The sequence below is a fragment of the Aeromonas sp. 130281 genome (assembly GCF_056642115.1).
Window position 1 is genome coordinate 551,331 of record NZ_JBWVQS010000002.1, and the last position, 15,122, is coordinate 566,452.

General features: G+C 63.8%; 10 protein-coding genes and 1 pseudogene. 4 read left to right on the forward strand and 7 right to left on the reverse strand.

The features are described from left to right. Positions 1 to 150 precede the first annotated feature (150 nt). Positions 151 to 636, reverse strand: a pseudogene (mobB, locus tag AC1IN8_RS09465) (molybdopterin-guanine dinucleotide biosynthesis protein B); the annotation flags it as partial. Beyond that, positions 633 to 1,262 carry a molybdenum cofactor guanylyltransferase MobA gene (gene mobA / locus AC1IN8_RS09470; RefSeq protein WP_479758714.1) on the reverse strand — a complete coding sequence of 210 codons (630 nt, stop codon included), beginning with the start codon at positions 1,260 to 1,262 and terminating at the stop codon, positions 633 to 635. The pseudogene mobB and the gene mobA, both read right to left, overlap by 4 nt. A gap of 267 nt (positions 1,263 to 1,529) precedes the next feature. On the opposite strand from mobA, the gene AC1IN8_RS09475 reads away from it, so the two are divergent. The 4 genes from AC1IN8_RS09475 to AC1IN8_RS09490 all read left to right on the forward strand — a co-directional run bounded on the left by AC1IN8_RS09475 (position 1,530) and on the right by AC1IN8_RS09490 (position 6,670). Next, on the forward strand, positions 1,530 to 3,239 hold the full coding sequence (locus AC1IN8_RS09475) for an NAD-dependent malic enzyme (protein ID WP_202046802.1): 1,710 nt from the start codon (positions 1,530 to 1,532) through the stop codon (positions 3,237 to 3,239). Between the two features lie 377 nt (positions 3,240 to 3,616). Next, complete coding sequence (locus tag AC1IN8_RS09480; protein WP_162519309.1) at positions 3,617 to 4,855, forward strand: uracil-xanthine permease family protein; 1,239 nt, start codon at positions 3,617 to 3,619, stop codon at positions 4,853 to 4,855. A 261-nt stretch (positions 4,856 to 5,116) separates the two neighbouring features. Then, complete coding sequence (locus AC1IN8_RS09485; protein WP_479758715.1) at positions 5,117 to 5,857, forward strand: dienelactone hydrolase family protein; 741 nt, start codon at positions 5,117 to 5,119, stop codon at positions 5,855 to 5,857. Positions 5,858 to 6,103: 246 nt separating this feature from the next. After that, complete coding sequence (locus tag AC1IN8_RS09490; protein WP_265435429.1) at positions 6,104 to 6,670, forward strand: lipid-binding SYLF domain-containing protein; 567 nt, start codon at positions 6,104 to 6,106, stop codon at positions 6,668 to 6,670. Positions 6,671 to 6,742: 72 nt separating this feature from the next. Here the strand turns inward: AC1IN8_RS09490 and pgl are convergent, their stop codons facing one another. From pgl to AC1IN8_RS09515, 5 genes are all read right to left on the reverse strand, one after another. After that, positions 6,743 to 7,753, reverse strand: a complete 1,011-nt coding sequence (gene pgl, locus AC1IN8_RS09495) for a 6-phosphogluconolactonase (protein WP_479758716.1) — start codon at positions 7,751 to 7,753, stop codon at positions 6,743 to 6,745. 96 nt (positions 7,754 to 7,849) lie between these two features. After that, complete coding sequence (locus tag AC1IN8_RS09500; protein WP_479758717.1) at positions 7,850 to 8,458, reverse strand: LysE family translocator; 609 nt, start codon at positions 8,456 to 8,458, stop codon at positions 7,850 to 7,852. 129 nt (positions 8,459 to 8,587) lie between these two features. After that, positions 8,588 to 11,908 (reverse strand): mechanosensitive channel MscK, encoded by a 3,321-nt coding sequence (gene mscK, locus AC1IN8_RS09505; protein WP_319913281.1) that lies wholly within the window; start codon positions 11,906 to 11,908, stop codon positions 8,588 to 8,590. A 149-nt stretch (positions 11,909 to 12,057) separates the two neighbouring features. Continuing rightward, entirely contained in the window at positions 12,058 to 13,470 is a 1,413-nt protein-coding gene (gene pykF, locus AC1IN8_RS09510; protein WP_202046793.1) for a pyruvate kinase PykF, read from the reverse strand. A gap of 379 nt (positions 13,471 to 13,849) precedes the next feature. Continuing rightward, positions 13,850 to 14,980, reverse strand: coding sequence for a ribosomal protein uL16 3-hydroxylase (locus AC1IN8_RS09515; protein WP_202046792.1), 1,131 nt, complete (start codon positions 14,978 to 14,980; stop codon positions 13,850 to 13,852). Positions 14,981 to 15,122 lie beyond the last annotated feature (142 nt).

The window sequence follows — 15,122 nt, forward strand, 5'->3', positions numbered from 1 at the left end:
ACGCACCTGCAAGCAGCCGTTGGCATCCTGGCTGAGATGGCCGGGCAGGCAAGCCTCCCCCGCCGGATTGGGCATGGCCTCCAGGGCCAGGGCGAGCAGCTGCAGCGGCGGCAAGGTGGGCTGGCTGCTGGCATCCCGGGGCAGCCGGGCGCAGATGAAGTCGGCGATGGCGTCCAGAGCCTCGAAACGAAACTGGGGCAGGGTCGTTGCCTCGGGCGCATCGCTGATGAGCGCCACTATGTCCGGGTCCTCCGGGAACAGCAGGGGCCTGCCGAGGGCGCGGCGATGGAGCTCTATCTTGGGAAAATGGCGATGTTTGAACCCCTCGACCAGCAGCAGATCGAGCTGCGCCCAGTCGAAGCGGGCCAGCAGCGCCTCCAGGGAGGGCTCTTGCTCCGGGGTCTCGCAGATCAGGGCGTGGCGCAGGGAGGAGGCCGCCATCACCTGGCGGGCACCGGCCTGGCGCAGGCGATGGCTGTCCTTGCCCGGCTTGTCCATGTCGAAGTGGTGATGGGTATGCTTGAGCACCCCGAGCCGCAGGCCGCGCTGGCCGAGCAGGGGAATGAGGCGCTCCAGCAGGGTGGTCTTGCCGGTGCCGCTCCAGGCGACGAAGCCGAGCAGGGGTGGGGCGCTCATGGTCGCACGCCCCCCGCCAGCGGCTCCTGATGCGGCAGGCTCGCCTCGTAGGCGGCGAGCTCGGCCGGGCTGTTGAGGTTGACGAAGGCATCGGGCTGGTCGGCAAAGGGCACCACCGTCATCCGGTGGCGGGCAAACCAGGCCCCGGTCTTGCGCTCTCCCTCTGCCAGGGCCAGTTGCAGTGAAGGGAGCAGGGCGCGATGGAGCAGGGCGACCACGGGTTGCAGATGCTGGCCGTCGTGGGCCACCACCAGCTCGCTCTGCGCCGTCATGGCGGCGCGAAAGCGGGCCATCAGATCCCGGGGCAGGGCGGGGCCGTCGCAGGGCACGAACAGCACCCAGTCGTGGCGGGCGGCGGCCAGGCCAGCCTGCATGCCCGCCAGCGGCCCCTGGAAGTCGGCCTGCGCGTCGCCGACGACGGGGGCCAGCGCCCGGTAGCGATCCTCGCTGCGGTTGGCGTTGATCAGCACCTCGTCCACCTGGGGGCGCAGACGCTCCAGCACATGGACTATCAGGGGCTTGCCCGCCAGGGGCACCCAGCCCTTGTCGTCGCCCCCCATGCGGGTGGCACGGCCGCCGGCCAGGATCACGGCGGAGACGGGGAAGGGGAGGTCGCTGCGGCTCATGGGGCTCCAGGGGTCTGTGAGGTGATATGCCGCGTGTTCAGCGTCTGCTCTGGCAAAGGCGCTGGCGGCATCGAATGTCTGCCGATCTTGCGCCAAGCGCCCCGCCGGGGCAAGCCCGGCGGCCATGAGTCCGGCAGGAGAGGGGGCTTTGGCCGCAGGGTATGCCCAAGCTCACAAAACCGAATCCCCAAACGTCATATGATCCCTGCAATCTGAGTCTTGCTCTCCTGCCGAATGGCAACTTCATGTAAATCAAAGAGAATGACTATGGCTACCGGACAATATCTGCTGTGGAAAGACGCACAGGGAGAGGACTTTCGCCCCGTTGCACTGACAGGCACCGATCTGCTCAACGATCGCAATCTCAACAAGGGCACCGCCTTCACCGAACAGGAGCGGGCCGACTTCGAGCTCGACGGCCTCTTGCCGCCCCAGGTGCAGACCTTCGAGGCCCAGCTGGATCGGGTCTATCAGGGCTTCCTGAGCGCCTGCAGTGACATCGAGAAGTACCAGAACCTGCGGGCCCTGCAGGATCGCAACGAGACCCTGTTCTACGCCCTGCTGTCGCGCCACGTGGAGGAGATGACTCCCTACATCTATACCCCGACCGTGGGCAAGGCGTGCCAGGAGTTCAGCCACCGCTTCCAGAAGCCCCGTGGCCTCTACATCACCCCGAAGAATGTCGATGACATGGGCTCCCTCGCACGGCACATGGACGCCAAGGCGGTGCGCATCATAGTCGTCACCGACAGCCAGGGGATCCTCGGCATCGGCGATCAGGGGGTGGGGGGCATGGGCATCCCCATCGGCAAGCTCTCCCTCTATACCCTGGGGGCCGGCATCCACCCCGCCTGCTGTCTGCCCATAGCGCTGGATGTGGGCACCGACAACCAGGCGCTGCTGGACGACCCCATGTACCTGGGTCAGCCCCATCGCCGCATTCGCGGCAAGGAGTACGACGACTTCATCGACAAGTTCGTGGCCGGGGTCAAGCGCCACTTCCCGAACGCCGTGTTGCAGTGGGAGGACTTCAGCAAGTCCAACGCCTTCAACAACCTCTCCCGCTACCAGCAGACGCTGCCCTCGTTCAACGACGACATCCAGGGCACAGGGGCCGTGGTGCTGGCGGGCATCATAGGCGCCGTCAAGTCCAAGGGGGAGACCCTGGGCCAGCAGCACTACCTGGTCTATGGGGCCGGGGCCGGCGGAGTCGGGGTGGCGGATCAGATCTGCGCGGGGATGATCCGCGAGGGGCTGGACCCGCAGGCGGCGCGGGATCGCATCTACATTCTGGATACCCAGGGGCTGGTGTGCGACAACCGCGAGGGGCTGGATGAATACAAGCGCCGCTACGCCAAGCCGGGCCTGCTGCTGGCCCAGTGGGATCTGCAGGGCAAGGCGGGGCTGACCGAGGTGCTGCGCCACGTGCCCATCAGCGTGCTGCTCGGCACCAGCGGGGCCGGTGGCGCCTTCCAGGAGGAGCATATCCAGCTGATGCTGGCCCACTGCGAGCGCCCCATGGTGTTCCCCCTCTCCAACCCCACCGCCAACTGCGAGGCGCTGCCGGAAGACATCTTCCGCTGGAGCCAGGGCCGCGCCATCGTCGCCACCGGCAGCCCGTTCAAGGACGTGCACCATGAGGGCCAGACGTTCCGGATCGGCCAGGGCAACAACGTCTTCATCTTCCCCGGTGTGGGGCTGGCCGCCATCGTCAGCCAGATCCGCGAGATAAGCCCGGATATCTTCACCACGGCGGCCTTCGCGCTGGCGGAGTGTGTGGATGAGGCGGATCTCGCCCGGGGCACCGTCTACCCGAGGATCAGCGAGCTGCGCAACATCTCGGTACACGTGGCGACTGCGGTGCTCAAGGATATAGTGCGCCGGGACCCCTCCCACCCGCTGATTGGCCAGGATCTGCAGCAGCACATCCTGAGCCACATGTGGGAGCCTGTCTATCTGCCCTATCGCCGGGTCTGACACGGGACGGGAATCGCGACGGGGTGGCACTGCCACCCCGTTTTTTTTGCTCCCGGCCACCACAGGGGCGAGGGGCGGCGGATGCCACCCTTTTTCGAACCTGCGCCCGCAGCAGGCGGTGAATGGCGGCCCGGGCTGAAAGCCTTGTCATCACATTCGGCCAGAAAAACGATTGGCGTCGGCCACAAAAGTGCGTAAAATCGCATACTCGATGCTTGTAGCAACGAATCCCGCCTAAAAAGCCAGTTTCATGCCCTCCCCAAGCAGTGAAAGGTAACGAATGACGCCAAATGGCGCATCTCATGCCTTGAAAAAGTCTTGTGATGACTGAAAAGTGTCAATTATCCCTGTCAGTTATCAAAAAATTAAGGATACCCATGTTTTCCTTGGTCAAGCAAAGCGTCGCCGGGCTGCAAATTCTGTTTGTCGCCTTTGGTGCCATGGTTCTGGTGCCCCTGCTCACCGGATTGAACCCCTCCATGGCCCTGCTTGGCGCCGGTGTAGGCACCCTGCTGTTCCAGCTCTGCACCCGTCGCCAGGTCCCGATCTTCCTCGGCTCCAGCTTCGCCTTCATCGCCCCCATCATCTATGCCACCCAGACCTGGGGCCTGCCCTCCACCATGTTCGGTCTGTTTGCCGCCGGTTTCATGTACTTCATCCTGGCGGCCATCATTCGCGTGCGCGGCATGGGTCTGGTGCACAAGCTGCTGCCCCCTGTGGTGATTGGTCCGGTGATCATGGTGATCGGCCTGTCGGTGGCCCAGGTGGCCTGCAACATGGCCATGGGCCGTGCCGGGGCCGAGCAGGTGGTGGCCCCTGCCACCGCGCTGACCCTGGCGGGGATCTCGCTCGCGGTGACCCTGATTGCGGCCGTGTTCTGCAAGGGCTGGATCAAGCTCATCCCCATCCTCTCCGGCGTCATCGCCGGTTATGTGGCCGCCGTGCTGATGGGCCAGGTGAGCTTCGATGGCATGATCAATGCCCCCTGGCTGGCACTGCCCCACTTCGAGACCCCGGAGATCAACTGGGCCGCGGCCCTCTTCATGCTGCCGGTGGCCATCGCCCCCTGCATCGAGCACATCGGTGGCGTGTTGGCCATCGGCGGTGTGACCGGCAAGGACTACACCAAGGATCCTGGCCTGCACCGCACCCTGGCCGGTGACGGCATCGGCGTCTGCTTCGCCGGTTTCATCGGTGGCCCCCCCGTCACCACCTATGCGGAAGTGACCGGTGCCGTGATGATCACCCGCAACTTCAACCCGGTCACCATGACCTGGGCCGCGGTGTTCGCCATCATTCTGGCCTTCTTCGGCAAGTTCAACGCCCTGCTCACCTCCATCCCCATGCCGGTGATGGGCGGCATCATGCTGCTGCTGTTCGGATCCATCGCCGCCATCGGCCTCAAGACCCTGGTGGAGTCCAAGGTGGATCTGGGGCTGGCCCGCAACATCGCCATCGTCGCCGTGACCCTGACAGTGGGTGTGGGTGCACTGGAGATGAAGATAGGTGACTTCGCCCTGGCGGGCGTCGGCCTGGCCTCGGTGGCGGCCATCCTGCTCAACCTCATCCTGCCCCAGCACTCCGAAGAGGGGGCCATGGAGTCGGCCAAGGACTGATCCTGGACGCACCATGCCGATGACAAGAGGCCACCCCTGGGTGGCCTCTCTCTTTCTGCTGAACCTCATCCTGCCCCAGCACTCCGAAGAGGGTGCCATGGAGTCGGCCAAGGACTGATCCTGGACGCACCATACCGATGACAAGAGGCCACCCCTGGGTGGCCTCTTGCTTTTGTGGCCTCTCACCGCGAGCGCCTTGACCCATCGGGTTCGGCCTGGCGACTACAATCAGGGGCGTTGTTCACAGTCAAGGAGACGAACATGAAGACGAGATGGATCCTGGCCCTGCTGGGGATTATCTGGGGGGGCGTGGCCCAGGCCGGTGCGGTGAGCTACCAGGTCGACGGTCAGCCCTTCGAAGGCTATTACCTGGCCGCCGCCGACAAGCAGGCACCTTTGGTGGTGCTGGTGCACGACTGGGACGGGTTGACGGGCTACGAGGTGAAGCGGGCCGAGATGCTGGTGGCCCTCGGTTACAGCGTGTTCGCGGTGGACTTGTTCGGAGCAGGCGTCAGGCCGACCGCCGTGGAAGAGCGCAAGCGCCTCACCGGGGCGCTCTATCAGGACAGGGCCAGGATGCGCAAGCTGTTGCAGGCCGGGCTCGCCGAGGCGGGCAGACAGGGCGGCCACCTCGACAATGCGGTGGCGATGGGCTACTGCTTTGGCGGCGCCGCCGTGCTGGAGCTGGCCCGCAGCGGCGCCAGCCTCAAGGGGATCGTCAGCGTGCACGGGGGACTGGAGACCCCGGCCGGCCAGAACTACGAGCAGACCAGGGCCAGCCTGCTGATCCAGCATGGCAGCGCGGATCAGGCGGTCTCCCTTGGCCAGTTCGCGGCCCTCATCACCGAGCTGGAGAGCGCCGGGGTGAAGCACGAGGCGACCAGCTACAGCGGCGCCCCCCATGCCTTCAGCGTCTTTGGCTCGGACAATTACCGCGCCGATGCCGATGCCAAGTCCTGGCGGCGCTTCACCGAGTTTCTCGGCGAGGTGACCAAGGGGTAGGGCAGCCGTTGGCGGTGCAGCGGGATCATGCAACCGAAAGCCCCGAGTGGCGGGACCCCGCTGCTTGCCGGGTCAGCAGAAGTTCAGTGGCGCTGGTTATACTGACGCGAAGAGGGGCTTGTATCTGGCCAGCGCCCCGGGGCACCGGACGGTGAACGCTGATAGCGGGTCGGATGGCCCTCTGATCCGGTTCCGGATCGGGAGGCCCCCTCAGCCCCCGCACATGAGACACGAAGGAGTAATGACATGCGTCTATGGACTCATATACTGGCCGTTCTGCTGCTGGTTGGCTGTGCCAAGGGGGATACCCCCGCCGAGCAACGCAACCACATTCAGCAGATGCGCCAGCAGACCCTCTCCACCCTGTATGGTCAGGATGGGAGCACCAGACAGGAGGTGGCAAGATCCAAGGGTTATGCCGTCTTCACCAATGTGAACAACAACCTGCTGGTACTGAGTGCCGGCAGTGGCTATGGGGTGCTCCGCGACAACCGCACCGGTCGCGACACCTACATGAAGATGGCGACCGCCGGCATGGGGATCGGCATGGGGATCAAGAAATTCCAGGCCGTGATCATCTTCAACGATGCCGCCGCCCTGGACAGATTCATCACCACAGGGTTCGATGCCAGCGCCCAGGCGGATCTGGCCGCCAAGTCGGCGGACGATGGCAAGGTGGTGGTCAGCGAGGCGGCCAATGCCGACTTCCAGAAGGTGAAGATGTACCAGCTCACCGAGCAGGGGCTGGCGGCGCAGGCCACCATGCAGGGTTACAAGTACTGGCCTGACGATGAGCTCAACGGCAGCAGATAAGGCCCGGACACAAGTGTTCACTGCGCGGCGCTCATCAGAGCGCCGCGCGCATTTCTGCGGCCTTAAACCTCGCTAGGCGGGCTTGTCCAGCGCCAATACCCTCACCCACATGGCCCCTTCCCCCACGGGTTGGCGGGACGAGAGGCTGAGCTCGCCCGTCTGCGCCGCGATGCGGTGCACGGCCACGCTGTGGGACTTCTGCCCGGTGGCGATCAGATAGTGGCCGCTGTGGTCGATGGCAAAACCACGGGGGCAGGCTTCGGTCGGGAAGTGGCCCAGCAGGGTCAGGGCGCCGTCCCCCTGGTCGACCTCGAACAGGCTGAGCAGGCTGCTGGCCCGCTCGCTGGTGTAGAGAAAGCGCCCATCCGGCGTCAGGTGGATGTCGGCCCCCCAGCGCTCTCCCTGATAACCCTCGGGCAGCATGTCCAGGCTCTCCCGCGCGCCGATGCGACCATCCGCCTCCCTGTGGTAGCGGTTGAGGGTGGCATCGAGCTCATTGAGGCAGTAGAGATCGCCGTTGGTGGGGTGCAGCGCCAGATGGCGAGGCCCGGCGCCGGGGGCCGTGTGGATGTCACCCAGGGGATGGGGGCTCAGCTGACCATCCTCTCCCAGGGTGAAGCGGCGGATGACATCCTCCTTGAGGCAGGCGACCAGCAGCTCCTGGTGACCCTGGCTGGTTGTCAGCAGGGTCACCGAGTGGGCGGCCATCAGCCGGTCGATGCGCTGGTGGGGGGCCAGCACCCGACCTGCGTCATCCATGGGTGACACGCTGAGGTGGTCGAAGGCGTAGGAGGCAGCAAAGAAGAAGCGCCCGGTTTCATCGGTGCAGGTGTGGGAGGCGCTGCCATCGAGCGGCGCCGAGCTGGGCGTCCCGAGCCGGCCATCCGCGGCTATGGGGTAGCTCAGCACCCGAAAGTCGGGGCGCACCCCCGCATAGAGCCAGCGCTGGTCCGGGCTGATGACCAGGGGCTGCACCTCGCCGCCGGTCTGGACTTCCTGCAGCGGGACCAGCTCGCCGTCCTCGAGTCGAAACACATGGATCAACCCGCTCACCGGGTTGGCCACATACACCACTTGTTCCATTGCACGCTCCAGAGAAAAAGGGTGCCCGCGAGGGGCTGGGAGATAAGGCATGGTCCCATGGATGGCGCCCGCTATCCACAGCCTCATGCGGTCGCGTCAGGGCCGGCTCAGGATCTCCTGGATGACGGGCACCACTGAGAGGGCCAGCAGGGCCGCCATGGCATGGTTGAACCGACGGCGGGCGAGGGCATTGGTCAGCCAGCGCTTGAGCAGGGTGCCGCACAGCAGCCAGAGCCCGACGCAGGGGAAAGAGACGATGAAGAAGGTCAGGGCTATGGTCAGGTTCTGCTGATGGAAGTCGGCCCCTGCGCTGGTGAAGGCGGCGATGGCGCCGGTGGCAACCACCCAGGCCTTGGCATTGACCCATTGGAACAGGGCACCCTTGAGGAATCCCAGGGGGCGGGCAGAGGCGTCTCCCGTCACCTCGTCGGCGGAGCGGACAATCAGCCAGGCGAGATAGAGCAGATAGAGGGTGCCGACACACTTGATGACGAAGTGCAGGCTGGGGAAGAGGGTGAACAGCTGGCCGAAGCCCAGCCCCACCAGCAACAGCATCAGGGTGAAGCCGACGCAGATCCCCATGAGCAGCGGCAGGCTGCGCCTGATCCCGAAGTTGGCGCCGGCGCTCATCACCATGATGTTGTTCGGTCCCGGGGTGACCGATGCCGAGATGGCAAAGAGCACCACGGCGTAGAGATAGTCCATGAGATCCTCGTGGGTGACATTCCGTTGTCTTCCCTATATTGGGGGCCTGCTCCCGCTTTCAAGGCCGGCAGCCCGGGTAAAAAAACAGGCTCCAATGAGGAGCCTGTTTGCAGGGGCAGGAGGTCGGCATCAGGCCGGCTTGCCACCATTGGGCGGCGGCAGGCTCGGGCGGGACTCTATCTTCTGCTCGTCCCCTTGCCGGTTCTTGATGTGGACGTCCATCTGGTTGAACGCGATGTCGATGCCGTGTTCACGGAACAGTACGTCGATGCGGCGGTTCAGCTCATCGATGGCCGGGTTGCGATCCCCGAGCTCGCTCACGAAGAAGCGCAGCTCGTGATCCAGGGTGCTGGGGCCGAAGGTGAGGAAGTAGACGATGGGGGCAGGGTCTTTCAAGACCCGGCTGTTCTCCGTGGCCGCCTGCATCAACAGCTTGCGGGTCAGCTCCAGATCCGAACCATAGGCCACCCCGACCCGGGCGATGACCCGGGTGACGGTATCGGACAGGGACCAGTTGATCAGCCGCTCTATCATCAGCTGCTGGTTCGGGATGATCACCTCCTTGCGATCGAAGTCGGTGAGGGTGGTCGAGCGGATGCGGATCTTGTTGACCGTGCCCGAGATGGTGCCGATGGTGACGGTGTCCCCGATCCGCACCGGGCGCTCGAACAGTATGATGATGCCGGAGATGAAGTTGGAGACGATCTGCTGCATGCCGAAGCCGATACCGACCGAGAGGCCGGCGGCCAGCCACTGCAGCTTCTCCCACTGGACTCCCAGCATGGCCAGGGCGGTGAGCGAGCCCATCCCGATCAGCACATAGTTGAGCATGGTAGTGAAGGCGTAGGCGGTGCCCTGGGCGAGGCGCAGCTTGGAGAGCACCAGCACCTCCAGCAGGCCTGGCAGGTTGCGGGCCAGCGACAGGGCCGCCCCGAACAGGAACAGGCCGGTCAGCACATCGCTCAGGCTGATGGGGTAGAGCACGGCGTTGGCACCCGTGCCCTCGCTCTTGTGCCACAGCACCACGCTGTCAAGGTAGGTGAAGACAGCGACCAGATCGGACCAGAGCCAGTAGAAGGCGACGCCGAACACCAGCAGCAGCATGATGCGGGTCAGGCGCAGGGACTGCTGGCTGACCTCCTCCAGATCCATGGGCTGCTCTTCGATGGCCTCGCCCCCTTCCGCATCTTCCGAAGGCTTGTGCTCGCGCTTGGCGACGGCGCGGCGGTAGGCCAGACGGCGGGCCGCCAGCTCCAGACCACGCAGGGCGGTGCGATAGACCAGGCTCCAGATGATGATGAGGTAGAAGGATTCGATCAGGCGACCGGTCAGCTTCAGGGCGGTGTAGTAGTAGCCGAGCGCCGCCAGCACCATCAGGGCCACCGGCGCCAGCGCCAGGGCGACGGCCGTCATGGTCTGCAGCATGCTGGCCTCGCCCTTGATGCGGGCGCGGGAGATGGGCAGCACCAGGTAGGCGGTCAGCCCCAGCAGCAGCATGGTCAGCGCCTGGCCGATGACGTCGTTGCCCAGCGATGAGGGCTCCACCACCGCCTTGGTCGAGAGCATGATGAGGGGCAGCAGGGGCAGCCAGAGGTAACGCATGCTGTTGCGCTTGGCCTGCAGCTCGTCCCGCGGGATGCGGAAGTGGCTCTCGCCGATGCCGCCTGGGCGCATCACCGACAGGTAGACGCTGAACACTAGGTAGCCCAGTGCCAGGTTCAGGGTGATCTGGAAGATGAGGCGCGGGCTCAGCAGGCCGCAATAGGCCAGCAGCAGGCCGGCGGCCAGGATGAAGAGGGTACCCGGCAGGCGCTGCAATACGGTGTAGAGCAGGGCGCGCGGGGTGTGCCACTGGCTGTCCTGGCGGAAGCGGCCGAGATCCTTGGCGATCCGTTGCTGGCGCTTGACCAGGGTCGGGCGTTTCCACAGCAGCAGGCCACCCACCAGCAGCAGCGGCAGGGCCAACAGGGAGACCGCCAGCAGCATGTCGCCCCAGCCTTGCCAGTCCGGCTTGAGCACCCAGTCGGAGGCCTGCTTGTAGGCATGGCCCGGCCAGTTGATGAACCACTTGCCATCGATGGGCTTGTTGCTGCTGACCCAGAAGATGTGCTGTTGCAGGGTGAATTCGATGGAGGCATAGATGCGCGTCAGCTGCTGCTGGGTGAGCTGCAGGCTGATGGCGTTGGTCAGCTGGGCATCCATCTGGCGGTTGAGCTGATCGAGCAGGCTGATGCGGGTGTCGATCAGCTTGACCAGGATGGCCTTGTCCTCTTCGCTGACGGTCTCCCTGCTGTTGGCGATCAGGTTGTCCAGATACTGGCCCTTCTGGAACAGCTGATCCCGTTGCTGGCTCAGTTCAAACTGGGCCAGGTGCAGGTCGGCTATCTGCTCTTCCAGGTTCTTCACCAGGGTGGAGGGGGCAGCCTCCAGCTGCTGGTAGAGCTGATAGAGGATGCGTGACAGCAGCAGGTTGCCCTTGAGCATCTGCACCTGTTCGTTCAGGTTGCGCTCGGTCTGGGTGCCGCGCTCCAGCCAGCTCTTGGCCTGCAGGTTTTTCTGGGCGAGCAGGTTGAGGTTGGTGGTGGCGCTGATGAGCTGCTGGCTGAGCTGGTGGTTGATCTCCTGCTCTTTTTGCACCAGCGGGTTGTTCTGGGTGGCGACCAGCTCGCCGGTCTGCTCGGCGGCCTTCTCGGTGTCGCCGAGGCGCTTGGCGCTGCTCTGCTCCTGCAGGGCCTGCAGTTTCTGCTCTTCATGGGCGAGGCGCGCACTCTGGTAGTCGCGCTGCTTGACCGCCAGATCCTGCATGCTGGTGCGGTTGTCCAGATCCTTTTGCAGGTTGGCCAGTTGCAAGTCCAGCAACGCCAGCTCGGTATTGAGCTTCATCTTCTCGGCGCTGCTCACGCCGTCCCCGGAGTTCAGACGAGTGCGGATCTCCTGGCTGCGTTGATAGGCGCGGCTCATGTTGGCCTGGGCCCGCTCCGGCAGGGTCTGCAGGCTGGTGATCTGGCTGCCTATGGTGCCGAGGGCCTCCTGGGCATCCTGCATGTTGGCCAGCACCTCCGGCTGACGGCTCTCCAGCTCCGCCAGGCTCATGCTGGCGTATTCGCTCCTGAGCTGCTCAGGACCCTTGTCCTGGGCCAGGGAGTCTATCTTGGCGCCTATCTCTTTCATTTCGCCGGGCAGGGAGCGAACCCGCTGTGCCAGGGCCTTGGCCTTGGCCTGCTCCTTCTCGATGCTGTCGAGCAGGGCAAGGGTGTCGGTCAGCAACTTCTGATCCGCCTGCTGGCTGACGGTGAGGGTCTCTGACTTGCCGAGGGCATCGAGCGCCCGCTGTACGGTGGCGCGCTGGGGCAGATCCTGCGCCATGGCTTGCGGTGCGCAGAGGCTGATGAGTAAACAGAGCAGCGGCAACAGGGTGGCCGAGGCTCTTCTGAACTGTATTGAGGGCATAAAACGTCCGGGTGATTATGCGAGATTCGGGAGGTTTCCCACTGGGGGGAAATCCGCGTGGATTCTAGCACCGGCGCGAGGGAGGCAGCAGGGGGGAGAGATAAAAAAAACGGCGCCCCAAGGCGCCGTTTTCAATGGTTCAGGACTGATTACAGTACGTGAACGGAGGCGGTGTTGGTGGTACCGCTCGGTACCAGGGCACCGGAGACCATGACGACCACGTCACCCTTCAGACCCATGCCGCTTTGCAGTGCCGCTTCCTTGCCGATGCGATAGAAATCGTCGGTGGAGGCGATGCTGTCAACCACGTGAGCAACCACACCCTTGGTCAGGACCAGCTGGGCAGCAGTTTTCTTGTTGGTGGTGATGGCCAGGATCCAGGCTTTCGGGAAGTACTTGCGAATGGCCTTGGCAGACTTGCCGCCTTCGGTGGCAACCACGATCAGCGGGGCGTCCAGCTTCTCGGAGGTCTCGACCGCACCTTTACAAACGGCTTCGGTGATGCGCAGCTTGTTGCTGTCGTTGGCAGCAGACAGGTTGGACGGCATCACGGCGTCGGTACGCTCGCAGATGGTGGCCATGATGGTCACGGCTTCCAGCGGGTACTTGCCCTTGGCTGATTCGCCGGACAGCATGACGGCGTCGGTACCGTCCAGGATGGCGTTCGCCACGTCACCAGCTTCGGCGCGGGTCGGACGCGGGTTCTTGATCATGGAATCCAGCATCTGGGTGGCGGTGATGACCACTTTACGTGCCTTGTTGCACTTGGTGATGATCATCTTCTGGGCGAAGATCACTTCTTCAACCGGAATTTCCACACCCATGTCGCCACGAGCAACCATGATGCCGTCGGAGACAGCCAGGATGTCGTCGAAGTTGTCCAGGCCTTCCTGGTTTTCGATCTTGGAGATGATCTGGATGGCTTCGCCACCGTGGGCCTTCAGGTGCTCACGGATTTCCAGCACATCTTCTTTCTTGCGGATGAAGGAGGCGGCAACGAAGTCCACGCCCTGCTCGCAACCGAAGATGAGGTCACGCTTGTCTTTCTCGGCCAGGGCCGGCAGCTTGATGGAGACGCCCGGCAGGTTGACGCCCTTGTTCTCGCCCAGATCACCGTTGTTCAGCACCTTGCAGATGACTTCGCGCTCGGTGATTTCGATGACGTCCAGACCGATCAGGCCGTCATCAACCAGGATGCGGTTGCCGACGCGCAGGTCGTTGGCGAAGCCGGCGTAGGTCACGGCGACCTTGTCTTTGTTGCCAACCACGGTCTGGTCGGTAGTGAAGGTGAAGGTCTGGCCGGCGACCAGAGAGACATCGTTGCCACCTTCCAGCTTCATGGTACGGATTTCCGGACCCTTGGTATCCAGCAGGATGGCTGCGTGCTTGCCGGTCTCGGCCATCACTTCACGCAGGTTGCGGATACGGGTGCCGTGCTCTTCGTAATCACCGTGAGAGAAGTTCAGGCGCATGACGTTCATGCCGGCGTCGAGCATCTTGCCGAGCATTTCTTTGGATTCGGTCTTGGGACCTATGGTGCAGACGATTTTGGTCTTTTTCATGTCAGTCTTCATGGTTAAGGAGTTTCCGCCGTGCAATATACACCAGTTTTTGGATACTTTTTATGATCCAGAAACAACGTTTTGAGCTAAAAACGCCTCAATTTGAAAGATAACGTTTTCGCTCACAGCTGATTTTAGGGGCTAAAATAATTGATTTTCCGCGAGTGAGGCCATTTGGTTCCCATTTTTCGCCCCCGTCGATGACCCGATCCCATGTAGTTAAATGACAAACAAGGGATGAGCGCGCCGGCGACGGGGCAGGGCCCCTTTCCCCCTTTGGCCGTCACCCAGTGTAGTCATTGGACCGCCACCACGCAGGAGAGGCACCAGCTTTCGACCAGGCGCGTCCCCCACCCAGGGGACGCGCCTTTGCGCAGGCTTAGCCGAAGAACCAGTAACCGCGGTTGATGAGACGGGTCAGCAGTTGCAGGAAACCGGCCTGATCGGCGAGTTCCACCATGTCGGCCTGGGTGATGATGTCCTTGTCGCACAAGAGCGAAATGGCGGCCGCATCCTCGCTCGGCAGGGTCCAGGCCTCGCCGTCGATGTAGCAGGTACGGCTCTCGCCGCTGAACCAGACGGAGCGCAGGCCCGGCACCTTGATGGCGGGCTCGCCCTGGGTCAGCAGGTCGGCCACTTCCTCGGCGCTGTAGTCAGGCTCCATGGGGCTCACGTCCAGATCGTGCTTGGCCTCGGAGATCATGGTGCCGAACCACTCCTTGAACAGGGTCTCGTCATCCAGGGCCTGTTGCATCAGCTCCCGCAGGCGGTGCAGCTCATGGGGCTGGATCTCGCCGTGACGGGCGCGGGGCTTGAGGTCCGGGTCGCCGTAACGCTCGGTGCGCAGATCGTTGTCGATCAGGTGATCGGCAAACGAGGAGATAAGCGCTTTGGCATCAGGAGCCCGGAAGCCCACGGAGAAGTTCAGGGAGGGCTCGATGGCGTAGCCCTCGTGGGGGAATCCGGGCGGGATGTAAAGGATATCGCCCGGCTCCATGATGGCGTCGATGATCGCCTCGAACGGCTCGCAGTGCAGCAGGGCGGCGTGGGCGGCAAACTCCTCGAGGGGCTTGGCATCGCCGACCCGCCAGTGACGCTTGCCCTGGCCCTGGGTGATGAAGACGTCGTAGTTGTCGATGTGGGGGCCGACGCCGCCGTGAGGGGTGGAGAAGCTCACCATCACATCGTCAAAGCGCCAGCCCGGGATGAACTGGAACGGCAGCGCCAGCTCGTGCACCTCGGGGGCCCAGTGGTTGCAGGCCTGTACCAGCACAGTCCAGTTCTCTTCCCCCAGGTGGTCATAAGACTCGAAGGGCCCGTGTTCGGCGGCCCACTTGCCGTCGAAGCGGGTCACCAGGCGCGATTCGATCACCTCCTCCATGGCGAGCCCAGCCAGCTCGTCCGGGCTGATGGGATCCTGAAAGTCGGTGAAGCCGCCCTTGATGAGGAGCGGGCGCTTCTGCCAGTAGTGCTCGAGGAAGTGGGCAATATCCAGATTGAGTTCGTACATGGTGCTTCTCGTATCTTGTGAGAGATCTTGCCCAAATCGGGCTTGGGCAAGGGCTCTGAAATGGCCCGATAGCCTGTGACGCTATCGAATGGGCCAAAATCAACGGGGGCCCTGCCGTCATGACAGAGCCCCCGCCGGTTCG

Coding starts and splice junctions, on each gene's coding strand:
- mobA (WP_479758714.1), bottom strand. CDS start 1,262: ATGAGCCGCAGCGACCTCCCCTTCCCCGTCTCCGCCGTGATCCTGGCC.
- AC1IN8_RS09515 (WP_202046792.1), bottom strand. CDS start 14,980: ATGTACGAACTCAATCTGGATATTGCCCACTTCCTCGAGCACTACTGG.
- AC1IN8_RS09490 (WP_265435429.1), top strand. CDS start 6,104: ATGCGTCTATGGACTCATATACTGGCCGTTCTGCTGCTGGTTGGCTGT.
- AC1IN8_RS09475 (WP_202046802.1), top strand. CDS start 1,530: ATGGCTACCGGACAATATCTGCTGTGGAAAGACGCACAGGGAGAGGAC.
- AC1IN8_RS09500 (WP_479758717.1), bottom strand. CDS start 8,458: ATGGACTATCTCTACGCCGTGGTGCTCTTTGCCATCTCGGCATCGGTC.
- AC1IN8_RS09480 (WP_162519309.1), top strand. CDS start 3,617: ATGTTTTCCTTGGTCAAGCAAAGCGTCGCCGGGCTGCAAATTCTGTTT.
- pykF (WP_202046793.1), bottom strand. CDS start 13,470: ATGAAAAAGACCAAAATCGTCTGCACCATAGGTCCCAAGACCGAATCC.
- mscK (WP_319913281.1), bottom strand. CDS start 11,908: ATGCCCTCAATACAGTTCAGAAGAGCCTCGGCCACCCTGTTGCCGCTG.
- pgl (WP_479758716.1), bottom strand. CDS start 7,753: ATGGAACAAGTGGTGTATGTGGCCAACCCGGTGAGCGGGTTGATCCAT.
- AC1IN8_RS09485 (WP_479758715.1), top strand. CDS start 5,117: ATGAAGACGAGATGGATCCTGGCCCTGCTGGGGATTATCTGGGGGGGC.